The 26,021-nt window shown below is 72.5% G+C and carries 19 protein-coding genes; 14 read left to right on the top strand and 5 right to left on the bottom strand.

Going from position 1 to position 26,021, the window contains the following annotated elements; translation table 11 throughout:
- The first annotated feature begins 80 nt into the window (after window positions 1–80).
- From AB0M92_RS21055 to AB0M92_RS21090, 8 genes are all read left to right on the top strand, one after another.
- On the top strand, window positions 81–1,253 hold the full coding sequence (locus tag AB0M92_RS21055; protein WP_366103759.1) for a 3-deoxy-7-phosphoheptulonate synthase: 1,173 nt from the start codon (window positions 81–83) through the stop codon (window positions 1,251–1,253).
- A 19-nt stretch (window positions 1,254–1,272) separates the two neighbouring features.
- The gene (locus tag AB0M92_RS21060; RefSeq protein ID WP_366103760.1) at window positions 1,273–2,043 is read left to right on the top strand and encodes a 2,3-dihydro-2,3-dihydroxybenzoate dehydrogenase; all 771 of its coding nucleotides are present in this window, start codon (window positions 1,273–1,275) and stop codon (window positions 2,041–2,043) included.
- Window positions 2,044–2,112: 69 nt separating this feature from the next.
- On the top strand, window positions 2,113–2,736 hold the full coding sequence (locus tag AB0M92_RS21065) for an isochorismatase family protein (RefSeq protein WP_366103761.1): 624 nt from the start codon (window positions 2,113–2,115) through the stop codon (window positions 2,734–2,736).
- Window positions 2,733–4,649: an anthranilate synthase family protein gene (locus tag AB0M92_RS21070; protein WP_366103762.1), complete on the top strand. Its 1,917-nt coding sequence runs from the start codon at window positions 2,733–2,735 to the stop codon at window positions 4,647–4,649. The genes AB0M92_RS21065 and AB0M92_RS21070 overlap by 4 nt, the downstream gene beginning before the upstream one ends.
- Before the next feature lie 131 nt (window positions 4,650–4,780).
- Window positions 4,781–5,803 (top strand): ketoacyl-ACP synthase III, encoded by a 1,023-nt coding sequence (locus tag AB0M92_RS21075; protein ID WP_366103763.1) that lies wholly within the window; start codon window positions 4,781–4,783, stop codon window positions 5,801–5,803.
- Between the two features lie 73 nt (window positions 5,804–5,876).
- Window positions 5,877–6,701: an arylamine N-acetyltransferase gene (locus AB0M92_RS21080; RefSeq protein WP_366103764.1), complete on the top strand. Its 825-nt coding sequence runs from the start codon at window positions 5,877–5,879 to the stop codon at window positions 6,699–6,701.
- Window positions 6,702–6,717: 16 nt separating this feature from the next.
- Entirely contained in the window at window positions 6,718–8,331 is a 1,614-nt protein-coding gene (locus AB0M92_RS21085) for an FAD-dependent monooxygenase (RefSeq protein ID WP_366103765.1), read from the top strand.
- 212 nt (window positions 8,332–8,543) lie between these two features.
- A complete protein-coding gene (locus AB0M92_RS21090) occupies window positions 8,544–8,732 on the top strand; it encodes a hypothetical protein (protein ID WP_366103766.1) in 189 nt (62 codons plus the stop codon).
- Between the two features lie 90 nt (window positions 8,733–8,822).
- Here AB0M92_RS21090 and AB0M92_RS21095 read toward each other — a convergent pair whose 3' ends face one another.
- Window positions 8,823–11,648, bottom strand: coding sequence for a BTAD domain-containing putative transcriptional regulator (locus AB0M92_RS21095; protein ID WP_366103767.1), 2,826 nt, complete (start codon window positions 11,646–11,648; stop codon window positions 8,823–8,825).
- Window positions 11,649–12,283: 635 nt separating this feature from the next.
- On the opposite strand from AB0M92_RS21095, the gene AB0M92_RS21100 reads away from it, so the two are divergent.
- Complete coding sequence (locus AB0M92_RS21100) at window positions 12,284–13,465, top strand: transposase (RefSeq protein ID WP_366103768.1); 1,182 nt, start codon at window positions 12,284–12,286, stop codon at window positions 13,463–13,465.
- Window positions 13,466–13,543: 78 nt separating this feature from the next.
- Here the strand turns inward: AB0M92_RS21100 and AB0M92_RS21105 are convergent, their stop codons facing one another.
- The 4 genes from AB0M92_RS21105 to AB0M92_RS21120 form a co-directional block, all read right to left on the bottom strand.
- Window positions 13,544–14,743 carry an MFS transporter gene (locus tag AB0M92_RS21105; protein ID WP_366103770.1) on the bottom strand — a complete coding sequence of 400 codons (1,200 nt, stop codon included), beginning with the start codon at window positions 14,741–14,743 and terminating at the stop codon, window positions 13,544–13,546.
- 70 nt (window positions 14,744–14,813) lie between these two features.
- Window positions 14,814–16,154: an ATP-grasp domain-containing protein gene (locus AB0M92_RS21110; RefSeq protein ID WP_366103771.1), complete on the bottom strand. Its 1,341-nt coding sequence runs from the start codon at window positions 16,152–16,154 to the stop codon at window positions 14,814–14,816.
- Window positions 16,155–16,225: 71 nt separating this feature from the next.
- Window positions 16,226–16,777 (bottom strand): NADPH-dependent FMN reductase, encoded by a 552-nt coding sequence (locus AB0M92_RS21115; protein WP_366103772.1) that lies wholly within the window; start codon window positions 16,775–16,777, stop codon window positions 16,226–16,228.
- Window positions 16,774–20,196, bottom strand: a complete 3,423-nt coding sequence (locus AB0M92_RS21120) for a hypothetical protein (RefSeq protein WP_366103808.1) — start codon at window positions 20,194–20,196, stop codon at window positions 16,774–16,776. The genes AB0M92_RS21115 and AB0M92_RS21120 overlap by 4 nt, the downstream gene beginning before the upstream one ends.
- 417 nt (window positions 20,197–20,613) lie before the next feature.
- Between AB0M92_RS21120 and AB0M92_RS21125 the strand changes: the two genes are divergently transcribed.
- From AB0M92_RS21125 to AB0M92_RS21145, 5 genes are read left to right on the top strand one after another with little or no spacing between them, the layout of a single operon-like run.
- On the top strand, window positions 20,614–22,479 hold the full coding sequence (locus tag AB0M92_RS21125; protein WP_366103773.1) for a WD40 repeat domain-containing protein: 1,866 nt from the start codon (window positions 20,614–20,616) through the stop codon (window positions 22,477–22,479).
- The gene (gene ribA / locus AB0M92_RS21130; protein WP_366103774.1) at window positions 22,476–23,159 is read left to right on the top strand and encodes a GTP cyclohydrolase II RibA; all 684 of its coding nucleotides are present in this window, start codon (window positions 22,476–22,478) and stop codon (window positions 23,157–23,159) included. Before AB0M92_RS21125 ends, ribA begins: the two co-directional genes overlap by 4 nt.
- On the top strand, window positions 23,156–24,133 hold the full coding sequence (locus AB0M92_RS21135) for an SUMF1/EgtB/PvdO family nonheme iron enzyme (protein WP_366103775.1): 978 nt from the start codon (window positions 23,156–23,158) through the stop codon (window positions 24,131–24,133). Before ribA ends, AB0M92_RS21135 begins: the two co-directional genes overlap by 4 nt.
- Entirely contained in the window at window positions 24,130–25,266 is a 1,137-nt protein-coding gene (locus AB0M92_RS21140; protein WP_366103776.1) for a pyridoxal-phosphate dependent enzyme, read from the top strand. The genes AB0M92_RS21135 and AB0M92_RS21140 overlap by 4 nt, the downstream gene beginning before the upstream one ends.
- A complete protein-coding gene (locus AB0M92_RS21145; RefSeq protein ID WP_366103777.1) occupies window positions 25,250–25,987 on the top strand; it encodes a class I SAM-dependent methyltransferase in 738 nt (245 codons plus the stop codon). Before AB0M92_RS21140 ends, AB0M92_RS21145 begins: the two co-directional genes overlap by 17 nt.
- Window positions 25,988–26,021 lie beyond the last annotated feature (34 nt).

The following is a 26,021-nucleotide window of genomic DNA, read 5'->3' on the forward strand; positions in this document are numbered from 1 at the left end:
TTCCCCAGCAGCATCGATAATCCGCCACCCCTCAGTTCTGCCCATGCGCAAGACTTGGGCCCATTTCCTGGGAGTTTCCTGTGGTTACTGCATCCCTCACCGTCAGAAAAGCATCGGCCCTACAACAGCCCGACTGGGCCGATTCCCCCGACCTGGCCAAAGTAAAGGACGATCTTTCCCAGCGTCCCGCGCTGGTCAATGCCGGAGACGTCCGCCGCCTGCGCTCCCACCTCGCGCGGGTGGCGGCGGGCGAGGCCTTCATCGTCCAGGCGGGCGACTGCGCCGAGGACCCGGCGGAGTGCGACGCCGGGTACATCGCCCGCAAGTCCGCCCTCCTCGACATGCTCGCCGGCACGCTGAAGATGGTCACGCACAAGCCGGTGGTGCGGATCGGCCGGCTCGCCGGCCAGTTCGCCAAGCCGCGCTCGCGCCCGACCGAGGTCGTGGACGGCGTCGAACTGCCCGTCTACCGCGGCCACATGGTCAACGGCCCCGAGGCCGGCCTGGCCGAGCGCCTCCCCGACCCCTTCCGCCTGCTCTCCGGATACCGCTCCGCCGCGCAGGCCATGGCCCACCTCGGCTGGACCGACCCGGCGCGCCGCTCCGGCATCTGCCCGCCGGTGTGGACCAGCCACGAGGCACTGCTCCTCGACTACGAACTGCCCATGATGCGCTGGGACGAGGAGGGCAGCCCGCTGCTGACCTCGACCCACTTCCCGTGGATCGGCGAGCGCACGCGCCAGATCGACGGCCCCCACGTCGACATGCTGGCCGGGGTCGTCAACCCGGTCGCCTGCAAGGTGGGACCGTCGATGGAGCCGGAGGAGCTCATCGAGCTCTGCCGGCGCCTCGACCCCTGGCGCGAGCCCGGCCGCCTCACCCTGATCGCCCGCATGGGCGCCGACCTGGTCGCCGAGCGCCTGCCCTCGCTCGTCGACGCGGTACGCCAGGCCGGCCACCCGGTGGTCTGGCTGACCGACCCCATGCACGGCAACACCTTCTCCGCCCCCGGCGGTCACAAGACCCGTCTCGTCGACACCGTCGTCAAGGAGATCCAGGGCTTCCAGGCGGCCGTGGCCCAGGGCGGCGGCGTCGCGGGCGGACTCCACCTGGAGACCACCCCGGACGACGTCACCGAGTGCGCGACCGGCGACGACCAGCTGCACACGGTCGGAGACAGGTACACGAGCCTGTGCGACCCCCGCCTCAACCCGAACCAGGCCTACGCCGTGGTGACGCAATGGCGAGCCTGAACCAGCAGGGAGATTGGACATGGAGAACAAGGTCGCCCTCGTCACCGGAGCCGCAGGAGGCATCGGCTTTGCCGTAGCCCGCAGGCTCGCCGAAGAGGGCGCGACGGTGGCCGCCGTCGACCGGGACGCCGAACGGCTCCTGGAGTCGGTGGAGAAGCTGGTCGCCGACGGGCTGGACGTCCACGCCCACCCGGCCGACGTCACCGTCACCGCCCAGGTCGAGGCCGTCGTCGACGCGGTCGAGTCCGAACTGGGCCCGCTGGACTTCCTCGTCAACACGGCGGGGATCCTGCGCCTGGGCGAGGTGCGCGACTTCAGCGACGAGGACTGGCTCCAGACCTTCGAGGTCAACGTCAGCGGCGTCTTCCGGCTGTCCCGCGCCGCCGTCAACCGGATGATCCCCCGCAACCGCGGTGCCATCGTCACCGTCGCCTCGAACGCGTCCGGCACCCCGCGCACCGCCATGGGCGCGTACGGCGCGTCCAAGGCGGCGGCGACCATGCTCACCAAGACCCTCGGCCTGGAAGTGGCCAAGCACAACATCCGCTGCAACATCGTCGCCCCCGGATCCACGGACACGGCGATGCTCGCCTCGATGTGGGAGGACGAGCAGGGCCCCGCGCGGACCATCGCGGGCAGCCCCGAGTCCTTCAAGGTCGGCATCCCGCTGGGCAAGCTCGCCCGGACCAACGACATCGCCGAATCCGTGATGTTCCTGCTGTCCGACCGGGCGGCGCACATCACCCTGCACGTCCTGACCGTGGACGGCGGAGCCACGCTCGGCGCGTGAGCCCGCCGCCGACCGCCCCGCCCCCTCCTGCGCACCCCTTTTGAGGAACAGACATCCGAGAGGACAGTCATGGCCGGCATACCGACCATCGAGCCCTATCCCCTCCCGACCGCGGGAGACCTTCCCCCGTCCATACCGCAGTGGACCTTCGACCCTGACCGGGCCGTACTGCTCGTCCACGACATGCAGCGCTACTTCCTCGCGCCCTTCCCCGAAGCGCTGCGCGGCGAGCTGACCGACAACGCCGTGCTGCTGCGCGAGCACTTCAAGGCCCACGGCGCCCCCGTGGCCTACACCGCCCAGCCCGGCGGCATGACCCCCGAGCAGCGCGGGCTGCTCGCCGACATCTGGGGTCCGGGGATGCGTACGACCCCCGAGGACCGCGAGGTGGTCCCCGCGCTCGCACCCGACCCCGAGGACTGGGTCTGCACCAAGTGGCGCTACAGCGCCTTCTTCAACACCGACCTGCTGGAGCGCATGCGCGCCGCCGGCCGGGACCAGCTCGTCATCTGCGGCGTCTACGCGCACGTCGGCGTGCTGACCACGGCCATCGAGTCCTTCAGCCACGACATCCAGACCTTCCTCGTCGCGGACGCGATCGGCGACTTCAGCGAGCTGGAGCACCGGCTGGCCATCGACTACGCGTCCAAGCGGTGCGCGGTCGTCACCACCGCCAAGGAGATCGCGGGATGACCTCTCCCCTGCTGGCCCGCATCCTGGGCCCCAATCCACCACCCTTCGCCCTTCTCTACCGTCCCGAGGCCACCGGTCCCGGAATCCTCGACGTGATCATCGGCGAGAGCGCCACCGTCGACTCGCTGGCGCAGCTCCGTGCGTCAGGTGCCGCGTCCGCCGCGGACGGGCCGGCCGGGCCGGCCGCGGCGGACGGCGCCCGGCACGAGGTGCTCGCGCTGATCCCGTACCGGCAGATCTCCGAACGGGGCTTCGCCGCCCCCGACGAGGACACCCCGCTGGTCGCGATGACCGTCACCGGGCAGGAGCGGATCTCGCTGGTCGAGGCCCTCACCCGGATCCCCGACCTGCCGATCGACCTCGACGGAGGGTCGTTCGACGTCTCCGACGAGGAGTACGCGGACACCGTGCGCCGAGTGATCTCCGACGAGATCGGCGAGGGCGCGGGCGCCAACTTCGTCCTCAAGCGGTCCTGGACCACCGGCATCCGCTCGTACTCCACCGGCCACGCGCTGACCCTCTTCCGGCGGCTGCTGCAGCGGGAGTCCGGCGCCTACTGGACCTTCGTCGTGTACACCGGCGAGCGCACGCTCGTCGGCGCCAGCCCCGAGCGGCACGTCAGCCTCCGCGAGGGCACCGCCGTCATGAACCCGATCAGCGGCACGTACCGCTATCCGGCGGCCGGGCCCTCGCTGCCGGAGGTGATGGACTTCCTCGCCGACACCAAGGAGGTCGACGAGCTCTACATGGTGGTGGACGAGGAACTCAAGATGATGGCCCGGATCTGCGAGGGCGGTGCCCGCGTCGACGGCCCGTACCTCAAGGAGATGGCCCGCCTCGCCCACACCGAGTACTTCATCGAGGGACGCAGCACGCGGCCCCCGGAGGAGATCCTGCGCGAGACCCTGTTCGCCCCGACCGTCACCGGCAGCCCGCTGGAGAGCGCGGCTCAGGTGATCGCCAAGTACGAGCCGCAGGGCCGCGGTTACTACAGCGGCGTACTGGCACTGATCGGCCGCGACGAACAGGGCGGGGACGCGCTGGACTCCTCCATCCTGATCCGCACCGCCGACATCGGCTCCGGCGGCGAGGTGCGCATCGGGGTCGGCGCCACCCTCGTGCGCCACTCCGACCCGTGGTCGGAGGTGGCCGAGACCGCCGCCAAGGCCGCCGGTCTGCTCGCGGCCCTGGAGTCGCAGGGCGCCGCCGCACGCTTCGCCGGCCACCCCACCGTCCGCGCGGCCCTGGAGGACCGCAACCGCACGATCGCCGGCTACTGGCTCAAGGAGGACCGGGACCGGGCCTCCGTCGATCCGGCGCTGGCCGGCCGGCGGGTGCTGGTGGTGGACGCCGAGGACACGTTCACGGCGATGATCGCCCGCCAGCTGGACTCCATCGGCCTGGACGTGACGATCCGCCGCTTCGACGAGCCCTACTCCTTCGACGGGCACGACCTGGTGGTCATGGGCCCCGGCCCCGGCGACCCCCGGGACGGCACCCACCCCAAGATCGCCCATCTGCGCACGGCGGTACGGACCCTGCTGGACGAACGGCGGCCCTTCCTGGCCGTCTGCCTCAGCCACCAGGTGCTGTCCACCGCGCTCGGCTTCGACCTGGTCCGCCGGAGCGAGCCCAACCAGGGCGTGCAGAAGGAGATCGACTTCTTCGGCAGGCCGGAGCGGGTCGGTTTCTACAACACCTTCGCCGCCCGCTCCCTGGTCGACAGCGCCGTCGTCCCGGGCGTCGGCCGCCTGGACATCAGCCGCGATCCGGAAACCGGGGAGGTGCACGCCCTGCGCGGGCCGCACTTCGCCTCGATGCAGTTCCACGCCGAGTCGGTGCTGACACAGAACGGACCGCGCATCACCGGGGACCTCCTGGCCTCGCTGACCGCGCGGATGCTCGCCGCCTGACGCGGCGCGGGGCGGTCCGGCCTCCCGGACCGCCCCGCGGCCCCGTACCTGACAAGGTCCCACGGACGCCGTTGTCGGCATTTCCCCGGGACGGAACCATGAGTTTCACGCAGTGTTGAGGAGTCGTAGAAATGATCACGACGGGAAATCACGGTGCGCGCAATGCTTTTTCGGTGGGCGTGCTCGGTACGGGGTCGTACGTACCGGCTCATGTCGTCTCCAACGAAGAAGTCGGAGCGCCGGCCGGAGTCGATCACGAATGGATACTCGGCAAGACGGGAATACGCGAACGCCGTTGGGCCAAGCCCGATGAGGCGACATCCGATCTCGCGGTGATCGCGGGTCGGGCGGCACTGGAGAGTGCCGGCATCCGCGCCCGTCAGCTGTCCCTCATCGTCGTCGCGACCTCCACCCCCGACCAGCCGCAGCCGCCGACGGCTTCCGTGGTCGCCGACGAGCTCGGCGCTGACCAGGGCACCGCCGCCTTCGACGTCAACGGTGTCTGCACGGGCTTCCTGTTCGCCCTGACCACGGCCCAGGGCATGCTCGCGGCCTCCTCCGGCGAGGGCTACGCGCTGGTCATCGGGGCCGACGTCTACTCCCGGATCCTCAATCGCGAGGACCGGCGCACCACGATCCTGTTCGGTGACGGCGCCGGCGCCGTCGTCCTCGGCCCGGTGGCCGGGGAGGACCGCGGCGTCCTGTCCAACCGGCTGGCCAGCTACGCGGCCGACCGCCACCTGATCGAAGTCCCCGGCGGCGGCAGCCGCATTCCGGCGACCCCGGAAGTCCTCGCCGAGGGACTCCAGTACTTCACCATGAACGGACGGGGCGTCCGCGATTTCGTCGCCGACAACGTCCCGCCCGCCATCGAGGCATTCCTCTCGGAACGGGGACTCACCCCGGCCGATATCGCGCACTTCGTTCCGCACCAGGCCAACGGACGCATGCTGGAAAACCTCTCCGAGGAAATCGGAGTGGGCATCGACCGCACCTGGACCACGTACGAGAGGTACGGCAACACCGGCTCCGCCTCCGTCCCGATCACCCTCGACCGCGCGGCCCGCTCGGGCCGTCTGGCCGAGGGCGACCTGGTCCTGCTCGCGGGCTTCGGCGGGGGCATGGCCCTCGGCCTGTCGCTGATCCGCTGGTAGTCACCTCCCGCACACCCCTCCCCTCCCTGCGCTCCCCGCCCCGCCGGAGAGCGACACCCTTCAAGGAGATCCCATGCTGGACGCAACCCCGATCGACGACGCCCGGGTCGACGCCTACCTCACCCGGATCGGCGCCACCCGCCCGGCGCAGCCGGACCTCGCCGGTCTGCGGCACCTGGCCGAACGCGCCGTGCTGTCGGTCCCGTTCGAGAACCTCGACTACCACCTCGAAGGCCGCGAGATCCACATGGACAAGCGGTCCGTGGACAAGGTCGCGATCGACAGCCGCGGCGGCGGCTGCTACGAGGTCAACCCGGCGCTCGGCTTCGTCCTGGAGGCCCTGGGCTACGAGGTCGACATCCTGCCGGGCCGCGTGCACCGGCCGGAGGGCGTGGGCCCGTTCCTCGGCCACCTCGCCCTCAAGGTGACCATCGGCGAGAACGCGTACCTCGTCGACACCGGCTTCGGCCGCAACAGCCGTTTCCCGCTCGACTGGAACAGCCGCGAGGTCCAGAGCGACCCGCACGGCGAGTACCAGCTCAAGGACGTCGAGGACAAGCCCGGCACCGTGGACCTGTGGCTCGGCGGCCGCCCGCTGTACCAGGTGGTCGAGACCCCGGTCCGCATCGAGGACTACGCCCCGTCGCTGTGGTGGTACCGCACGGCGCCCGACTCCTCCTTCATGCAGGCCCTGTTCTGCTCCATCCGCACCGAGAACGGTCTGGTGACCCTCAAGGGACGCCACCTGAACGTCGTCGACGGCGACCAGCGCTCGAAGACCGTCCTGCAAGACGACGCCGAGGTCATCGCCGCGTACAAGACGCACTTCGGCATCAGCCTCGACCGCCTGCCCACCGAGCCGGAGAACTCCGTCACCACCGGCGTCCGCACCGACTGAGAGAGTCCCAGAGGCCATGGCTGACCTGATAGCCGGCGAGAGCCGGCCCACGAGAGAGGGCGAAGCGGTTTCCGCCGCCGGGGAGTCCGACCTGGACGTCCTGGTGGTCGGGGCCGGCCCCACCGGACTGCTGACCGCCGTCGAACTGCTGCGGCGCGGCATCAGGGTCCGTGTGATCGACCGCGCCCTCGAACCCATGCTGACCCCCAAGGCCCTGTCCGTCTGGCCGCGCGCCCTCGACATCCTTGAGGACACCGGTCTGGGCGGCGTGGTCGACGAGGAGTCCGTACGGATCAACACGCTGAGCTACTTCTCCGAACGGCGCCCGCTGGCCTCCTTCGGATTCTCCGACGACCTGGCGTGCCGCACCCTGCCGCAGCACGTCACCGAGCGGCTGCTCACCCGGCGGCTGCATGAACTCGGCGGCAAGATCGAGCGCGGGGTGCGGCTGCTGGCCCTGGACGGACTGGACTACTCCGGCCGGATCGAGGCGACCGACGGCGTGACGGCGGTGCTGGAGACCCCCGAGGGGCTGCAGCGGATCCGGGTGCCGTTCGTCGTCGGCGCGGACGGCGCCGGCAGCGCCGTCCGAGGCCAACTCGGCGTCGGATTCGAGGGGTCCACTTACGAGATGGCCTTCGCACTCATCGATGCCCGCATCGATGGGTACCTACCTCCGGACGAGTGCCACTTCTACCAGTCCGCGAACGGCGCTCTGGTGATCGTGCCCATCCCGGGCGGCATCTTCCGCTTCCTGTCGGTCATGCCCCAGGGCGGCGGCGAGGTCGACGCCGCCATGATGCAGGCCGTCATCGACGAGCGCGGACCGCGCGGCGTACGGATCAAGGAGGCGGTTTGGAAGGCCGTGTTCCGGGTTCACGCCCGGCGGGCGAGCGAGTTCCAGCGCGGCCGGGTCTTCCTGGCGGGCGACGCCGCCCACGTGCACAGCCCGGCCGGCGGGCAGGGCATGAACAACGGCCTCCAGGACGCGCACAACCTCGCCTGGAAGCTGGCCTCGGTGATCCGGGGCGAGTCCCCCTCCTCCCTGCTCTCCTCTTACGGCGAGGAGCGTGCGGAGGTCACCCGCCAGCTCGTGCGCGACACCGACTTCCAGACCCGGGCCTGGCTGTTCAAGTCCAAGGCCAGCGTGGCGGCGCGCGACGCCGCCTTCCGGCTCCTCGACCGGACCGGGATCGTCTCGGAGTTCTACGCCCCGGTGATGGCCGGCCGCCGGCTCTCGTACCCGCCGGTCCGCGACACCCAGCAGCCCTCGGGCTGGACGGGCTGCCGCGTACGGCGTTCCCTGCCCGGCGTGCTGGAGGTCGGAGCGGTCTTCCCGCGCCGTCTGGCGCTCGCGTACGGGATCTCCGGACCGGCCGCGGACCCGCACGGCTGGAATCTGGTGGTCGTGCCGGACGGGAACAGGGGCTGGGAAGAGGAATTGGGCCACATCGTGGCGCAATGGCCACTGTTGCGGCAAGTGACGGTCCAGCGCCGCGACGCCGCCGCCCAGGCCGGATGCGGAGCCGCGGGCTACTACTTGATCCGGCCGGACGGTCATATCGCCGCTCACGGCCATGCGCGGGATCTGGGAAGGCTCGAAGCGGAACTCCGGCTCTCCTTTTCTTGAGCGGCAATCCACCGATATCCGAACATCGATATCCGGCCAATCAAATACCGGATAACCTCCCGGTTTTCTCGTTAGACTGGCCGTTCCCGTTCCGTTCCCATACCACCTCCCACTCAAGCGGGAACGGAGAGGGACTGGAGCAGGAAGCCCCGTTGCGAATCTCTGTCACGTCGAAAGCGACACGGGATTTCCAAACAAACAAGGGGTTCGAAATGCGCGGCAAGCTCGCTGGTCTGGTCGGTATCTTCGCGGTCGCCCTCGCCCTGGGCCTGGGTGCGGCAGTCGAGCAGGACCACCAGGCCAACGGCACGGGGCACTCCGTACTGGCCGACACCAAGGGCCCGGGCGTCGCCCCGGCCACGCCGCCGACCACGCCCCCGGCGACCCCCACGGGCGTCTGATCCGAACCCCCTCCGCGCACGCAGTGGGCCCCGTCCGAAGCCGGACGGGGCCCACTGCTTTTGCCGTACCGCCGCGCACCCGCGCCGCGGTCAGCGGGTGCGCCGCCCCTCGGCCGGCACCCCCATGGCCTCGAAGAGCACCTCGGCCCGCTCCCGGTACCCGGCCGCGGCCGGCAGGCCGAGCCCCGCGGCCGCGACCGCCATCCCGTCCAGGGCGTGCGCCATCTCCACCCGGTAACCCATGCCCTCGGCACACACGAACGCGCTCTCGTGCAGGCGCAGGGCCTCCTCGTAACGGCCGCCCCGGCCGTGCTTGAGCGCCAGGACGTTGTCCACCCTGGCGCGCCGCTGGGGCGAGATCGTCGAGGTGAGCAGCTTCAGCGCGGTGGCCTCCTGCTCCTGCGAGCGCCGCACGTCACCGCGCCGGTCACAGAGTTCCGACGAGACCGCGAAGGCGAGCACGAGGACCTCTTCCGGGCACGAAGAACCCATGTTCAGCGCCCGGGAAAGGCTGGACTCCGCTTCCTCGAACGCGCGCGCGCCGCAGTGCGCCAGAGCCAGGGTCGTCCACCCCAGGGCCTCCTGCTCCGGGAACGCGAAGGCCCGGCAGATCTCGATCGCCTGCCGCGCGGCATCGACCGCGTCCTCGTACCGGCCGAGCGCCAGGCACACCGTGCCGACGTTGTTGAGGTCCTCCGCCTGCTGCTGCGGAAGCTTGGTGCGTCCCCCCTCCTTGAGTTCGCCCACGGCCTGCGTCGTGTAGTCGTACGAGCTCGCCAGGTTCCCCAACGCGTAGTGCGCGATCCCCAGCAGCCCGAGGGCGACCGTCTCGTCGTCCGGCCCTCCCGCCTTCCTGGCCCAGTCGAGCGCCTCCTCCGCCGCCTCCACGGCCTCGGTGAGCCGGCCCAGCTTCCAGCGCGCCACCCCGAGGTTGTTGAGCGTCTGGCAGATGAGCAGGGAATCGCCCATGCTGCGCGTCGCGGTCAGGCCCACCCGGCACACCGCCTCGAACTCGGCGAACCGTCCGCGGAGGTTCAGGTGGAAGGACGCGTTGCGGGCCAGGGCGAACACCAGCTGCGGGCTCTCGTCGTGCCCGCCCCGGGCCAGGAGCGTCTGGATGCCCGCGGACTCCCGGTCGAACCACTCCAGGGTGCGGTCCTCGCGGCGCATCGGCGGCAGCGCGTACGCGGTGTCGGGAGCATCCACGTGCATGCTGCGGCGGCTGGGGAACAGCAGGGTGCACGCGGAGTCCGTCGCCGCGGCGTAGTAGCCGAGCAGCCGTTCGTCGGCGTCCCGGGCCTCGCGCCCGCCCCTGCCCTCGCCGAGGGAGAGCGCGTACGTGCGCACCAGGTCGTGGAAGGCGTACCTCCCCGGATCGTTCTGCACCAGCAGGTGCATGTCGAGCAGGTCCTCCAGCATGTCCTCCGCGTCCCGGACCCCGGTCTCCAGCAGCGCCGCGGCCGAGTAGACGTCGACCTCCGCGCCGGGGTGCAGGCCCAGCAGGCAGAAAGCGCCCTGGAGCTCCTTCTCCAACGCCTTGTACGACAGGCTGAGCGTGGCGGCCACGCTGCGCTCGCCCGCGCTCAGTTCGTCCAGCCGCCGGGTCTCGTCCTCCAGCCGCTCCACCAGGTAGCGCACGGTCCAGCGCGGACGGTTGCGCAGCCGGGCCACCGCCAGCCGCAGGGCCAGCGGGAGGTGGCCGCACAGGTCGGCGAGTTCGGCGGCGGCCTCCGGCTCCCTGGCCACCCGGCTGTCGCCGAGGATCTCGCCGAGCATCACCCGGCTCTCCTGCGGCTCCATCACCCCCAGCGAGATCCAGTCCGCGCCGTCCAGATCGAGCAGCCGGGCCCGGCTGGTGACCAGCACCAGGCACTCGGTCGAGGACGGGAGCAGGGGCAGCACCTGGCCGGCGTCGAGGGCGTTGTCGAACAGCAGCAGCAGGCGCCGGCCCGTCAGGGTGGCCCGCCACAGGCCGATCAGGCCCGCCTCGTCGTCGGGGATGCTGTCCGCGGGAACGCCGAGGGTGCGCAGCAGACCGCCGAGGGTGGCGGACGGCCGCTGCGGCTTCTCACCGGGGGTGAAACCGCGCAGGTCGGCGTAGAGCTGGCCGTCCGGGTACTCCTCGGCCAGCTGGTACGCGGTCCGCACCGCCAGCGAGGTCTTGCCGCAGCCGCCCATGCCGTCGATCGCCACGACCCGGGACCCTTCCCCGGCGTCCTGGCGGCACGCCTCCAGCACCTCGGCCAGCTCGCGCTCACGACCGGTGAAGTCGGGAATGCCGGGCGGCAGGGTGCAGGGGGCGCCGTGCAGGGAGGCGAGGGTGGGGAAGCGGTCGTTCCCGGCGCCGGAGGGCGCGGACCGCCGGGCGGCTGGAGCGTCCGGCTCCGGGGGCTGCGGCGCGGGCGGATGGTCCACGGCCACGGCCACGGGCCGGGCGGCCGGGCCGGCGAGCTCGGGGGAGGCGCGCAGTATGGCCTCGTACAGCTTGGTGAGCTGCGCGCTGGGGTCTATGCCCAGTTCCTCGACGAGCAGTTCGCGGACCTTGGCGTACTCGGCGAGCGCCTCGGCCTGCCGGCCGGAGCGGTACAGCGCCAGGATCAGATGACCGCGCAGCGACTCCCGCAGCGGGTGCTGTGCGATGAGCGTGCGCAGGTCGCCGATGAGTTCGCCGGCCTCCCCCAGGGCCAGGCGCAGTTCGAAGAGCTGCTCGGCCGCCCCCAGCCGGCGTTCCTCCAGTACCGCGCCCGCGGCCTCGACCACCGAGCCGCCGGCGCCCGACATCACCGGGCCGCGCCACAGGGCCAGGGCCGCGCGCAGCTGGTCGGCCGCCTCCTGGGGCTGGCCCACGGCGACGGCGCGCCGGGCCTGCTGCATGTGTCCGTTGAACGCGAGCAGGTCGAGCTGCTCGTCCGCCACCTGTACGCGGTAGCCGGGACCGTCCGTGACGATCAGCTTCCCGCCCCCCGGGATCCGACGCCGCAGGTCGGCGACGGCCTTGCGTACCTGATGGGAAGCGGTTACCGGAGGTTCCTCATCCCACACCGCCTCCACAAGACGGACAACCGGGACAATATTTCCCGGTTCGAGCAGCAGAGTGGCAAGAACTCGTTCGTAAATTTGACCGCCGAGCTTTAACCGCTCTCCCGCCATCCACCCTTCAAGCGGTCCAAGAATGTTGAAACGCACCTGGCTTTCCACTGAATTCGCCATGGCCTCCTTGCCCATCCCCCTCAATGCCCCCTGCTGAAGAGCCTTCCCCAGGATCCTAAGAGCTTCCGGGGGGAAGCGGTAGCGAAGAGGGAACGAAGCGGGAACGGCTCCTCGCACAGTTGCGTCCTGACTCGGACTCAGGAGCAGCGATGAAGACTTTCGGCCTCGGCGCCAGCCGGCGGACCGTGCGGCGCGCGGCGAACCATTCCGGCACCCGGCCTGCCGCCGCGCACAGCGCCTACCAAGCACCTGTAGCCGCCCCTCCGGCACAGGATCCCCACTCCCCACCCGCCATACCGTCGACCACGACGGCCGACCACAGAGCCCAGATCGTCGAAGCGATGATCTCGGAGCTCGCACCGCAGCTGTTCATGTCGCTGCGCCGCAGCGACCAGCGCGCCCGCGGTGAGCAGTACCTCCGGGGCCTGCTCTACGCGGAAGGACGCAAGTCGATCCGCAACATGGCCGGAGTCGTCGGCGGAGCGGGCACCGAGCAGTCGCTGCACCACTTCATCAGCGAATCCACCTGGAACTGGGCCCCGATGCGCGCGGCGCTCGCCCGGCACGTGGAGCAGACGGTCCAGCCCAAGGCCTGGGTCATCCAGTCCATGCCGATCCAGAAGGCGGGCGAGCAGTCGGCGGGCATAGACCGCCGGTTCGTCCCCGAGCTGGGGCACTCCGTGCACGGCCAGCACTCCTTCGGGCTGTGGATGGCCTCGGAGGCGATGAGCGCGCCGGTCAACTGGCGCCTGTACCTCTCCCCTTCCTGGCTCCAGGACGAGGAGAAGCGCCGCCGGGCCGACATCCCCGACTGGGTGGACGAGGAGTCGCCGGGCGAGTGCGCCACGGCCTCCGCCCTCGACGTCCTCGCCTGGGGCGACGTGGAGCGCCGCCCGGTCGTGCTGCCCTCCCGCGACTTCGTCAGCAGCGCCGTGCTGAGCCGCTTCCACACCGCGGGAGTTCCCGTCATGGCCCGGATGCGGCCCATGGACCAGCTGCGGGTCGCCGACACGGCCATGCCCGGATACGGCGCCGGACCGATACCGCTGGCCGACATGCTCCAGCACGTACGCGGACTGCGCCGGCCCGTCGAATGGCTGGACCCCTCCTCGGGGACGCCCGTCGTCCGCAGCACCCTGGTCGCCGGCATACGCGTCGAGCTGCCGCAGCCGCGCCGCTCGCCCGCCGGTCCGCAGCAGTGGCTGCTGATGGGCGAGTGGACCAACCGCAACGGCCCGCCCAGCGAGTTGTGGCTCACGGATCTCACCACCACCTCGCTCGACGGGCTGATGCGGCTGGCCAAACTCAGCCGGCGGACGGCCTTCGACAGCGCCGTCACCGGCGAGCGGGCCGGTCTGCGCGATTTCGCCGGCCGCTCCTTCAAGGGCTGGCACCGTCACCTCACGCTCGCCTCGGCCGCCCACAGCGTCGCGATCGGCGCCGACCACGCCGCTGGCCGCACTCGGGCGGAGAGTTCGTCCGGCACTCCGTCGCGGAACCGGCCGCTGCGGCAGATGGGCTGAGGCGTGTCGTCCGAGGATGACGGTACGCCGAGCACAGGGGAATGTTCGGGGCCCGCTCCCGTGCTTCCTCGGCCCGCCTCACGCGGGGCTTCCCGCGGTCTGCGGCGCCTTCCCGGCGGCCGGGGTCGGCTGCGGGAGACGCGTGGCGACCAGTCCGACGGTGGTGAAGTAGAGCGCCCAGCCGAGCCAGGCCCAGCCGCCCCAGCCGACGGAGGTGGTGATGAGAGGGGGTCCCACGACGGTGGTGACGGCGAAGCCGAGGTTGAAGGCGGCGAGGTAGCCGGTCTTGCGGCCCTCGGGGATGTGCAGCAGGGCGGCGCCGGTGGCGCCGGACATGATGTACAGCTCCCCGAGGGAGAAGAGCAGCGCGGCTGCGATCACCAGGGCCAGGTTCGTGGTCGCGTCGCCGAACGCCGTCAGCGGTACGACCCCCGCTGCCAGAGCCGACAGCAGCCCGCCGCGCCGCATCATCCTGCGGGCGGTGCGGAAGTCGTCCGACCCCTTGCTGATCCGGACCTGGAGGGCGACGACGACGGCGGTGTTGAGGACCTGGACCACGGTCACGGTCCAGGCGGGGGCCTGCGTCTGCTGGACCACCCACAGCGGGACCCCGAGCCCGAGGACCAGCGCCGACATGGTCAGGGCCCCGTACAGGACGGTGATGCGCAGGAAGGCCCGGTCGCGCAGGACACTGCCGCGTGAGGGGCCGCCCCGCGCGGCCCCGGCCGGGCGTCCGCCGTCGGCGAGGGTCCGGCAGACGGCGGCGCAGCCGATGAACAGGACGGCGGAGAGCACCATCACCGCCCGGTAGGCCCAGGCCTCGTCGATCGCGATGGCCGCCCCTGAGGGCAGCGCGCCGGCCGCCATTCCGGCGTTGCGCAGCGACCGGAGCCGGGCGAGCGCCCCGACCGCCTCCTCGTTGCTCGCCCGGGCGATGAGGCCCGATTCGATCAGCGGGCTGATGCCCCGGCTGAGCACCCCCGCGACCGCCGAGGCGAGCAGGGCGGCGACGAAGGAGGAGGACACGGCCAGCGCCAGGAAGGCGGCGGCCCGGACCAGGAACAGGACGGTGAGCACGGTACGGGTGCCGAAGCGTTCGGCGGCCCGCGCGATGGGCATGGCCCCCAGCAGCGAGGTGACCCCGGCGATGCCGAGGACGAGCCCGATCTCGGCGTTGGGCAGTTCAACGGCCTTGTGGAAGAAGAGGACGGACAGGGACAGGTACATCCCGAGTCCGACGGCGTCGGACAGTCCAGTGGCGTAGATGCGTTTCTTCATCGGAGCGATCCCCACGTCATGAGTAGGCGGGATTGCGGAGTCGGGCGGGGCGGGGGGTGCGTGTCCACGGCTATGCGGCCCGGACCGGGACGGACTCGGACGGTGCGCCGGCCGCCTCTTCGAGTTCGATGCCCAGCGCCCGCTCGATCCGGCCGGCGAGCTCCAGCGCCCCGGCGGGCGTCGGCGCGCCGAGCATGAACGTCGCCAGGTGCAGGGTCCGGTCCCGGCTCGCCGACTGGCCGATCCCGAACCGGGGCTTCACGTAAGCCAGTTCGGGGAAGGCCGCCATGAGCTCCGCCACCGGCGTCTGCGCGGTCACCAGCCATTCGCCGGCCGGGATCGGCACCATCCTCACCAGCGCCGTCCGCGTGAACTGCGGCACGGCGTCCGGCGCCAGGCCCAGGGCGCTGCGGCCGATCTGCTCGGCGTAGTCGTACCGTGCGCCGACCTCGAACATGACCGGCATTGGCCCGCCCGCGCGGGCGTTGACCTCGATGACGCGCGGCCCCCGCGGGGTCAGCGCGATCTCCGTGTGCACGGCCCCCGTCGTCAGCCCGATGGCCCGGATCGCCCGGTCCGCGCAGTCCACGACGGCGGCCCGGTCGGCCGCGCCGAGCCTCGACGGCATCGACGCGCCCTCCTCCGCGTAGCCGTGGCGCAGCCGGATCCGGTCGGAGACGGCCAGGTGGTGCCGCTCCCCGGCCGCGAGGAGCGATTCGACGCTGCAGTAGGCGGCCCAGCCGCTGTCTGCGTCCGCCTCCAGTTCGAGACGCTCTTCCAGCAGGAAGACGTCCTCGCTCTGGAGGAAGGCCGAGACGGTGGCCCGGCCGTCGCGGTACGCCTCGACGAGTTCCCCGTACGTGCGGACCAGGCGCACGCTCTGGCTGCCGGCGCCGAGCGAGGGCTTGAAGACGGCCGGGAATCCGATGCTGCGGGCCGCCTCCGCCAGGTCGGCCTCCCCGCGGATCTCCGCGAACCGCGGTGAGGGCACCCCGTGTTCGGCGAAGACCTGCCGCTGCCGGGACTTGGACTGGGCGATGCCCACCGCCTCGGGCGCGTTGCCCGGCAGTCCGAGGCGTTCGGCCAGCTCGGCCTGCGGCCGCAGCAGCAGCTCCGAGTAGGTGACCACGCCCGACAGCGGATACCGCTCGTGGAGGGCGAGGCCCACGGTCACCGCGTCGTCGAGGTCGGCCGCGGTCAGGAACTCGCCGCGCAGTCCGCGCGCGGCCCAGTCGGCGCGCACCGGTTCCGGGTCGCCCCATGCCGCGATGTGGACGACGGAGACCGCCGGGCCGATCCGCGAGAGGGAATCGAGCGCCGCGGCGGGCGGATGGCCGCCGATCCCCGAGATCAGCAGCAGGTGCGGCTGGTCCTCGGGGCCGGCGGACGGGCGGGCGGGGCGGGGGGTCATGGCGCGTCCTTTCGGGTGACGGGCTTGCCTTCGCTGGAGTGGGGGTTCATTCGGGGGTTAGGGCTCCCGGCTCATCGGCCGGCGAGGGCCGCCGGGAGCCGGCGGGCGGAGCGGAACGAGAGCAGTTCGCCCACCATCCGGTCCATCCGTACGTGCAGCTCCTCCAGCGGCACCCCGGGCGTGAAGTCGCCGCGGGCGGAGGCCACATGGGTGGGCACGGCCCAGCCGCCGAGCGCCCTCACCACCGCCCGCATCTGGTCGCAGGCGGTGCCCGCGCCGCGCGGACCGCCGCCCGCGGCGATCAGCCCCACGGGCCGGTCGGCCAGCGAGTCGCCGGTGAGGTGGTCCAGGGCGTTCTTGAGCAGCCCGCTGTACGAGCCGTGGTAGACCGGCGTGGCGAAGACGGCGCCGCTCGCCCCGGCGATGCGGGCGCGCAGGGCCGCCGTCTGGCTGTACGGGGGCGGGTCGTCGTAGTCCTCGATCCGGTGGCGCCCCGGGAACTCCACGCTCAGGTCCAGGAGTTCGTACGCCGCCCCGGCCGCCCCGATCCGCTGGGCGGCCACCTCCAGGACCCGGCGCGAGACCGAGTCCGCGGAGGCGCTGCCGAGGATGCCGAGTATCACCGCCCGGCCCCCGCGGCCCCGGGCTTCGGCTCCAGTCCGATCACCAGACGCACCTCGTGCTCGGCACTGGCGACCAGCCGGCGGACCTCCTCGTGCGAGTCGTGGGTGAAGACGTACGTACAGGCGCCCGTCCCCGAGAACGGCTGCGGCGGGACCACGTCGCCGATCCGGTACGGCACGTTGCGGTAGTACGCGTCCTGCGCGACCGCCGAGTCGTCGAAGTCCAGCAGCATCCCGCCGACCGTGAAGTGCACGGTCCAGCCCGCGTACGCGCCCACGGGCGCGATCCGGCCGGCCCTCGGGTCCAGCCCCACGTCGGTGAGGATCTTGGCGTGGAAGAGGTCGACGCCGGTCGTGGCCAGGAAGGCCTGGCGGATGCCCGCGCCGCCCGGGCGGCCCGCCACCTCGCAGAAGGTGAAGGACCCGGACTCGTCCAGGAAGGCCTCCAGGTGCAGCACTCCGGCCGTGACCTGCCAGGCGTCGGCGACCTGGCCGAGCAGTTCGCGGGCGGCCGCGCGCACGGCGGGGTCGGCGACCGTGATCGAGGAGAGCGGCTCCACCCGGGAGACGGCCAGGGTGTCGCTCACGTACCGGGACACGTCCCAGATCACGTCGCCCTCGTAGAGGACGGCGTCGATGTGGCACATGTCGCCCGCCACGAACCCCTCGCACAGGTGGGTGCCGGGGGTGAACTCCTCGCGCACCCACCGCTCGACCTGCCCGGCGTCGGTGAGCACCGACACCCCGTACGAGCCCGAACCGTCGCGCGGCTTGACCACGACCCGGCCGTGCCGGGCGAACAGGCCGGTGACGTCCTCGGGGGTGTGGATCAGGTGCCCGTCGGCGGTGCGGATGCCCGCCCTCCGGGCGATGCGCTTCATCACCGCCTTGTCCACGAACTTGCGCGCGGTCGCCGGGTCGCTGCCCGGAGTGCCGAGGCGGGCGCGCAGCTCGGCCGCCGGCTCCAGCAGCCGCTCGGAGATGGTGGCGACCCGGTCCACCGGGTACAGCGCGTGCACCGCGCCCGCCAGGGCCCGCACCCCGTCCGGGTCGAACACGTCGGTGCGGGCGGCGAAGTCGGCAGCGCTGCCCGTGGTGTTCGCGGCGGACGAGCTCAGCACGCTGACCCGGTAGCGGTCCGGGTCCAGCAGCGGCGAGCCGTCGTCGCGGGTCCACACCCCGGGACCGATCCGGTCCAGCAGCAGGACGTGCGTACGGTCGGCCGGCTCGGTCTTCCACAGCAGCGAGCGCTCGATCCGGGCCACCGCCTGCTCCGCGCGGACCGCGTCCGGGGCGGCCACGGTGTACTCCAGGCGGACGACCGGCCCGTTGTGGACGCCCTCGCGATCGAGCGGGGTCCGCACGAAGACCGTCTCGGGCCAGTCGTACAGCTCCTCGGCACCGGTCGCGGCGACCACGCGGAAGCGGCCCGGCCCGGACAGGACGTGGCGCTGGACGGCGATCCGCCCGGCGTCGGGCAGGGCGGCGGCCACCGGCCGGCCCAGGGCGCTCTCGGCGGCGGCCGCCACCAGGCTCCGCCGGTGGGCGGCGTCGTAGAGGTCGAGGACCTGCCGGTCGAAGCCGGGCAGGACCAGCGGGCGGGTGTTGCGCGCCCCGAAGACGACCCGGGCGGGCCCCTCGATCCCGGCCTCGCGCACGGCCTCCACCGTGCGGGCCAGCAGCCGCGCGGGCATCGGGCCCGCGGTCAGGCGGCGCTCGGTGCTGCCGTCCTCGGCGGCCTGGTCGCCGCTCTCGTCGATCGCGGCGAGCACGTCCACGCGGCCTCCGGCTGCCGCGAGGGCCAGCACGGTGTGCACGGGGTCGCTGACGAACGCGAGCTCCTCCAGGAGCCCTCGAAGCTCACCCAGTTCCTCGCTGCCCGGCTCTTCCGCCCGGCCGTCTCCGGCGGCCAGCGCGCGCAGTTCGCGCGCCTCCCGTTCGTACGCGCCCGACCAGGACAGCACCGCGGCCACCGGCACGCTCGCGTGCGCCGCCAGGAAACGTGCGCGCACCTCGTCCATGGTGAGCTCGTCGCGCCGCAGCACGGTCAGCCGCGCGGTCACCGCGCCGGCCGCGCTCACGATCCGCTCGACCGGATCGCCCCGGTCCAGCAGCAGCACCAGGTGCTCGCCGCCGGCGCGGCCGTGCTCCGGGCGCGCCGGCCCGGCCTCCGGCGCCTCTGCGGCGACCGGCTCGATGCGCAGCGACTCCTGGACCCGGGCCGCGGCCTCCGCGGCGGTCCGCACGGCCGTCGCGGCGTCGGCGCCGCGCACCATCAGGTACCCGAACCGGTCGTGGTTGGTGCCCAGCGCCGGCACCCGGTCCCCGGGACCGGCGGTCACCTCGCAGTCGACCACCCCGGCGGGCAGCTCCCGGGGCCCGGGAGCCGTGCCGCGCACGATCCCTTCGGTCCGGCTCCACAGGGCGCGCAGCGCCACGGTGGCCACGGGCGGGGCCGCGTCCTCGACCGGCGTGCCGGTGGCGAGCGCGACCAGGTCGAGGGCGACCGAGCGGTCCAGCGCCAGCGACATCTGCCGGGTCACCACGTGCCCGGCGATGCGGCCGTTCACCTCGATCAGCTCCGGGCCGGTCGGCGTGACGAGCAGCTCCACGTGGAGCGCGCTCGCCCGGACGCCCAGCGCCTCGACGGTGTCCAGGACGAACCGCCGTGCGGCGCCCATGCCCTGGAAGCGGGCCGGGAAGTGCCCGCCCAGCTCGGCGGTGGTCCCGGGCGCCGCCGGGACGCGCTCGGCGAAGCCGTACAGGACCACGCGCCCGTCCTGGACGAGCAGTTCGGCGCTGACGTGGCGCCCGACCGCGTACTCCTCGACGAGCGCGACGGGCCGCCCGCCGCCGTCCTCCTCACCGTTCGCTCCCGCGTTCCCGTCGCCGTTCCCGACCGCGTTCCCGTCGCCGTTCCCGTACGGGCTCCCCAGCACCTCGGCCAGCCCGGCGGCGGCCTGCTCCCGGGTCCACGCCACGGTGACCCCGACCGAATACCGGCCGGACGTCGGCTTGACCACGCAGGGCAGGCCGATCTCGTCGACCGCCGCCAGCCCCTCCTCCTCGGTGACCGCCCGGCGCCAGCGCAGGCTGCCGATGCCGGCCTTCCCGAGCCGTTCCCGTACGGCCGACTTGTCGCCGAGCAGCCGGGCCGCCTCCAGTGACTCGTGGGGCAGGCCCAGGTCGCGGGCGAACCGCGCCGCGCCGTGCAGGAGGTTCTCGTCGCGGCAGATGACGCCGTCGACCGGGTGGGGGCCGAGCCGTCCCCGCAGCAGGGCGGCCAGGTCGTGGCCGCCGGACAGGTCCGGCACCTCCACCACCCGCGCCGCGCGTTCGATCAGGTCGAACCCGGCATTGGCGCGGTAGGCGTCCAGGCGCTCCGTGACGAAGGTGACCTCGATACCGTCGTCGGCCATCTCTGCCACGACGTCAAAGCCTCTGACGTATGCCGTCTCCAACAGAACAACATGCATGAGCTCAGCCCCTTGAGTCCTCTTCTCATCGAAGCATCAAGGGGCGGCGACCGGAGAGCAAGCGGCAACCGCATAATCCCGCTCACTCCATCACCTCTTCCCGTTCCATTCCCGTCCGGTTCCCGTTTCGCTCCCGCATCGATCCCAATTGGATCCGACGCGGACCCATCCTGACCTGCGGCAACATGTCAAGTAAGAGAATTCGAATCCATCAGGTCGGGAAACTTCCCACATTGCAGGACAGTATTTCGCGGCTTTTTGCGGCGCCCACTAGCGTGAATGCCAGGAAACTGGACACCCACATCCACCCCCACCTTGAAAATCCACCTTCCCGGCTCCGAAACAAAGGACAGAGACAGCGTGCGCACCATCTCCATCCCGAAATCGGGGACCGGACATTCGGCCCCGATCACCCACGTGGCCTTCAGCCCGGACGGTTCCCGCCTCGCCACCTCGTCCTACGACGGAACCGTGATCGTCTGGAACACCGCCGACCCCGCCCGCCCCACCGAGACCGCCACGCTGCGCCACCGCCGGCTCGTCAACGCCTCGGCCTGGAACCCCGCCGACCCGACCCTGCTCGCGACGGCCTCCGCCGACAAGACGGTCGGCATCTGGCGCGTCCCCCAGGAGGGCCCGGCCGCACTGGTCAACGTCCTGGCCCGGCACACCGACGACATCAACTCGGTCGCCTGGCTGCCCGACGGCGAGCGCCTCATCTGCGTCTCCGAGGACGGCCGCGCCACCTTGTGGTCCGTGCTCGACGGCACCTTCCTCACCGAGGTCGGCTCCCACGAGGCGCACTGCATGATGGTCTCCGTCAGCGCCGAGGGCCTGGCCGCCACGGTCGGCGAGGACGGCCTGGTCGCCGTCAGCGACCCCGCCTCCGGCTCCGGCGCCGCGCGCAAGCGCCACTACGACTCCTCCATCGAGGGCTGCGCCTGGTCCCGGGCTGGCGACCTCCTCGCCGTGGCCCGCGACGACGGCCGCGTCGACCTGCTGACCCGCGAGCTGGAACACGTACTGACCGTCGAGGTGTCCAGCTCCGCCGCCCGCGCCGTCGACTGGGCCGAGGACGACTCCGCGTTCGTCGTCGGCGCCTACGACGGCTCCCTGCACTGGTTCGACCGCTCCGGCGGGCGCCGGCACACCGTCGCCGACCTGCGCGTATGGCCGCGCTCCGTCGCCGCCGCCCGGGGCCTGGTCGCCGCGGGCTCCTTCCGCAACGCCCCGCACCTGTACGACATGGCCACCGCGGCCGAACTCTCCGGCCCCGAGCGCGCCACCCACGGCCCCAACGCCCTGGCCGCACGCGGCGACGAGCTGCTCATCGGCGGGGACTCCGGCACCGTCTTCGCCGTCCGCATCGAGAACGGCGCCCAGAGCCGGGCCACCCCGATCCAGCTCACCGACGGCCCGATCCTGTCCCTCACCACCGACGGCGACACGATCTACGCCGGCACCTACTCCGGCCACGTCATCCGCTGGGACGGCGCCCGCACCTCCAGCGAGTGCCTCGGCGCACCGATCCCCTCCCTCACCGTCGACGGGGGCCGGCTGATCGCGGGCACCTACAACGGCGAGTTCCTCTTCGTGGACCCGCTCACGCTGCGGCTGGAGGAGCGCGTCGAAGCCCACGGCGGATCGGTGAAGTCCCTGGCCCCGATCCCCGGCGGCGGCTTCCTGTCCGCCGCCACCGACCGGACCGTCGAGGCGGGCGGCGCGCGCGGGCGCACCAAGCTGTGGGAGCACGGCAACCTCGTCAACGCGGTCGCCGGCCTGCACGGCCCCGAGGGCTCCGTCGTCGCCAGCGCCTCGCGCGACCACACCGTCAAGGTCGGCCGGGTCACCCGTAGCGGGGAGGGCGGCTGGAGCACCGGCGCGCCGCAGACGCTGCTCGGCTCCGACGAGTCCGTCAAGTGCGTCTCGCTGCTGGGCGACACCGCGGGGCCCACCGTCCTCGCCGGCTCCTACGACTTCAACCTCTACTGCTGGCAGGTCGACTGGGCCGACTCGGCGGGCACCCTCGCCTCCGGCCGGGTCCTCGCCGGGTTCGCCCAGGGCCTGTCCTGCATGTTCCAGCTCGACGACGGGCGCGTGGCCGTGGCCGGCTGGGACGGCCGGATCGTCTTCGTCGCCGTCGACGACTACGGCGCGCACATCCAGCACACCCTCCACATCGACGACATCGCGCAGAGCGCCGACCGGAAGCAGGTGGCCGCATGACGACCTCGGCGAAGACACCGGAAGCGGTCACCGAAGCCGTGACCACGGCCGTTCCCGGCGCGATCCCGGCGGTGGTCCGGGCCCGCGTACCCGTCACCCTCTCCCGCGTCCGGGGCCGCAGCGCCGACCTCGTCACCTTCCACCACCTGCCCGACCCCGGCGAGCACTTCGCGGTCCTGGTACCCGCCGACCCCGCCGACCCCGCGCCGCCGCTGGTGCGCCTGCACAGCGAATGCCTGACCGGCGACGTCCTCGGCTCGGCACGCTGCGACTGCGGCCCCCAGCTCGACGAGGCCCTGCGGGCCGTCGCCGACCACGGCGGCGCCGTCCTCTACCTGCGCCAGGAAGGCCGCGGGATCGGGCTCTACAACAAGCTCGACACCTACGTCCTGCAGTCCCAGGACCACGACACCTTCGCCGCGAACCGCATGATCGGCCGCGGCGACGACGAGCGGGACTACGCGGCCGCCGCCGCGATGCTCCACGCCCTCGGCCTGAACCGGATCCGCCTGCTCACCAACAACCCCGACAAGGTGCGGGAGCTGCGCGCGCACGGCATCGAGATCACCGAGGTGATCCCCACCGGCGTGTACGTCACCGCGGAGAACTCCCGCTACCTGTCCGCCAAGGCCGAACTCGCCGGCCACACCATCGCCCTGCTCCAGGAGGCCGCGGCATGACCCTTTCACTCGAAGACCTGGCGGACTCCCCGCACTTCAAGGAGCACGCCGGCCTCGCCGACCCCGGCAGGCTGCACCCCGCCCGGCTGCCCGGCACCACCCCCGAGGAGCTCGCGGCCGCCGTCGAGGACCCGGAGCTGCCGACCGCCGAGCGCCTCGCCGCCGGCCACGTCCTCGGCCTGCTCGGCGACCCCCGCATCCCCTCCCCCACCACCGGGGCGGGCCCGGCCACCCGCCACGTGCCCGGCGGCCGGATCCGCATCGGCCTGCCCGAGAACGAGACCGGATACGTCACCAACGCCTGGGCCCACGTGGGCGTGGAGGAGTCCTGGATCCTCAAGGAGTGCCCCGAGCACACCGTGGAGATCGCCGACTTCTGGATCGCCACGTACCCCGTCACCAACGGCGAGTACCGCGCCTTCCTGGCCGACACCGGCCTGGAGGAGCGCCCCACCACCTGGTACCTGGGCGCCTACCCCTGGGACCGCTCCAACCACCCGGTGGCCGGCATCCTCCCCGGGCACGCCGACGCCTACGCCGCCTGGCTCACCGAGCGCACCGGCCACCCGTGGCGGCTGCCCACCGAAGCCGAGTGGGAGCACGCCGCCAAGGGCCCCGAGGGCCTGCCCTACCCCTGGCCCGGCGGCTTCGACCCGGAGGCGGCCAACACCCGCGAGTCCGGCGTGCACACCACCAGCCCGGTCGGCGCGTTCCCGGCCGGCCGCTCCCCGTACGGCGTCCACGACATGGGCGGCAACGTCGAGGAGTTCACCGCCGACGAGTACGCCCCCTACCCGGACGGCCCGTACGTCGCCGACCACCTCGTGCAGTCGATGGGCGGCTACCGGATCGCCCGCGGCGGCTCCTTCTCCCGCTTCGGCGACCTGACCCGCACCCGCCGCCGCCACGGCGCCTTCCCCGGGCCGCTCTACCCCGTCGGGTTCCGCCTCGCCACCGGCGAGCGGCCCTCATGACGACCGCCCTGCGCCCCGGCGGGGGACCGGTCCTCACGGCCGGCCCCCCGCCGGCGGCCCCCGCACCGGCCGGGCCCGAACCGGCCACTCCCGTACCGGGCTTCGCCGACATCAGACGGGTCCTGGCCGACCGGGCCCCGTCCCCGGCCGACCTGACCCGGGCCTTCGCCCCGCTGGAGGCCGAGGCCCACCGGCTGCTGCCGCGGCTCGCCGCCCTGCGCCCGGGCATCGGGGACACCCCGCTGGTCCCGGTGCCCAGCCGGGCCGGGCGGGGCACGGTCTGGCTCAAGGCGGAGGCAGCCAATGCCTCCGGCTCCGTCAAGTCCCGCACCGCGTACGCCTTGTTGTGCGCGACCGCGGTCTCGGCGGGCTCCCCCCGGCTCCGGCTGGCCGAGTACTCGGGCGGCAGCCTCGCCGTCGCCCTGGCCGAGCTGTGCGGCCAACTGGACCTCGACCTGCACCTGGTGGTCCCGTACGGCGCCCCCCAGCGGCTCCTGGACCAGCTGCGCAGGAACGGGGCGAAGACCACCACGGCCGCCGAGGGCACCGGCTTCCTCGGCGCGATGGACGAGGCCGTCCGCGTGGCCGAACGCGAGGACCGGCACCTGCTGCTCCAGCACTGCGCGGCCGTCGGCGCGGCCCTGCACCGCGAGCACACCGGCGCGGAGATCATCGGCCAGCTCTCCGGCCACGGGGTCGAACCGGTCGCCCTGGCCGCGGGCGTCGGCACCGGCGGCAGCCTGGCCGGCACCGCCATGGCCCTCGCCGGCGCCTGGCCGCACTGCCGCCCCGTCGCCGTCTTCCCGGCCGAGGCCGTCTACGGGGACGAGCGCGCCCCCGGCGGCGCCCGCCGCATGAACGGCACGGGCGGGCTGGGCCACGGGCTGCGTCAGCCCCTGCTCGCCGCCTTCCCGCAGGACTACTTCGGCTTCACCGACGTCGCCTATCCACAGGCTCTCCACGCCATGCGCCACCTGCGCCGGGAACACGCCATCGCCGTATCGAGCAGTGGCGCGGGTGCATGGCTCGCCGCATCCGCGGAAGTCGACAAAGGCCCGCGAGGGCGCAACGCAGTCGCGGTCGTCGCAAGCCGCGGAACAATCGAGGAGTGGGAGCATGCCGCAGGATCATGACATCAAGGGGCGCGGCACACCCGCGGTCCTGACCGCCCCCGGCCGCAGCGCCGAGCACGCGGAGCACGCCGAACGCAACTACTGCGGCTACCGCGAGGTCGTCCGCAACTCCTTCAAGCAGTGGTACAAGAACAACCGCGACTCCTGGTCGGGCACGAAGACCAACGACCGCGTCACGCACTTCGCGATCGCCGCCGCCCCCACGGACGAGCACCAGCCGGGCTCCGGCCCGGCCCGGGTCCTGGACATCGGCTGCGGCCGCGGCCTCCAGACGGCGTCCCTCGCCGAATGGCTGGAGGCCGAGGTCACCGGCCTCGACCTGCTCGACGTATGGGACACCCCCCAGGTCAAGAACGGCTCGATCCGCTTCCACCAGGGCGACTTCCTGGCCTTCCGGGCCGAGGGCCTCGACCTGCTCGTCGACAACGGCTGCCTGCACCACCAGCGCCGCGAGGACTGGGCCCCCTGGGTGGAGCACGGCCGCAAGATGCTGCGCCCCGGCGGGGCCTGGGTCGTCAGCGTCTTCCTCAGCCCCGACGGGGAGATCACCCCGCACCCGCTCGCGGACGGACGGCTGAACTGGTGGCTCACCGAGGAACTCGTCACCGAGCTCTACGAGGCGAACGGCTTCCGCTTCACCGGCCGCCTGGAGATCGACCGCCACTTCGTCTACGAGGGCCACCAGCTCAAGTACCTGACCCTGTCCTTCGTCGCGGTCTGAGCGGCGCGCGAGGAGAGAAGAGAGAGGAGGGACC

It is taken from the genome of Streptomyces sp. NPDC051582 (assembly GCF_040681715.1).
GTDB lineage: Bacteria > Actinomycetota > Actinomycetes > Streptomycetales > Streptomycetaceae > Streptomyces.

What these genes read in the sequence shown, in the direction of transcription:
- AB0M92_RS21060 (WP_366103760.1), top strand. Translation starts at nt 1,273, where the DNA reads ATGGAGAACAAGGTCGCCCTCGTCACCGGAGCCGCAGGAGGCATCGGC.
- AB0M92_RS21065 (WP_366103761.1), top strand. Translation starts at nt 2,113, where the DNA reads ATGGCCGGCATACCGACCATCGAGCCCTATCCCCTCCCGACCGCGGGA.
- AB0M92_RS21070 (WP_366103762.1), top strand. Translation starts at nt 2,733, where the DNA reads ATGACCTCTCCCCTGCTGGCCCGCATCCTGGGCCCCAATCCACCACCC.
- AB0M92_RS21075 (WP_366103763.1), top strand. Translation starts at nt 4,781, where the DNA reads ATGATCACGACGGGAAATCACGGTGCGCGCAATGCTTTTTCGGTGGGC.
- AB0M92_RS21080 (WP_366103764.1), top strand. Translation starts at nt 5,877, where the DNA reads ATGCTGGACGCAACCCCGATCGACGACGCCCGGGTCGACGCCTACCTC.
- AB0M92_RS21085 (WP_366103765.1), top strand. Translation starts at nt 6,718, where the DNA reads ATGGCTGACCTGATAGCCGGCGAGAGCCGGCCCACGAGAGAGGGCGAA.
- AB0M92_RS21090 (WP_366103766.1), top strand. Translation starts at nt 8,544, where the DNA reads ATGCGCGGCAAGCTCGCTGGTCTGGTCGGTATCTTCGCGGTCGCCCTC.
- AB0M92_RS21100 (WP_366103768.1), top strand. Translation starts at nt 12,284, where the DNA reads ATGATCTCGGAGCTCGCACCGCAGCTGTTCATGTCGCTGCGCCGCAGC.
- AB0M92_RS21105 (WP_366103770.1), bottom strand. Translation starts at nt 14,743, where the DNA reads ATGAAGAAACGCATCTACGCCACTGGACTGTCCGACGCCGTCGGACTC.
- AB0M92_RS21110 (WP_366103771.1), bottom strand. Translation starts at nt 16,154, where the DNA reads ATGACCCCCCGCCCCGCCCGCCCGTCCGCCGGCCCCGAGGACCAGCCG.
- AB0M92_RS21120 (WP_366103808.1), bottom strand. Translation starts at nt 20,196, where the DNA reads ATGGCCGACGACGGTATCGAGGTCACCTTCGTCACGGAGCGCCTGGAC.
- ribA (WP_366103774.1), top strand. Translation starts at nt 22,476, where the DNA reads ATGACGACCTCGGCGAAGACACCGGAAGCGGTCACCGAAGCCGTGACC.
- AB0M92_RS21135 (WP_366103775.1), top strand. Translation starts at nt 23,156, where the DNA reads ATGACCCTTTCACTCGAAGACCTGGCGGACTCCCCGCACTTCAAGGAG.
- AB0M92_RS21140 (WP_366103776.1), top strand. Translation starts at nt 24,130, where the DNA reads ATGACGACCGCCCTGCGCCCCGGCGGGGGACCGGTCCTCACGGCCGGC.
- AB0M92_RS21145 (WP_366103777.1), top strand. Translation starts at nt 25,250, where the DNA reads ATGCCGCAGGATCATGACATCAAGGGGCGCGGCACACCCGCGGTCCTG.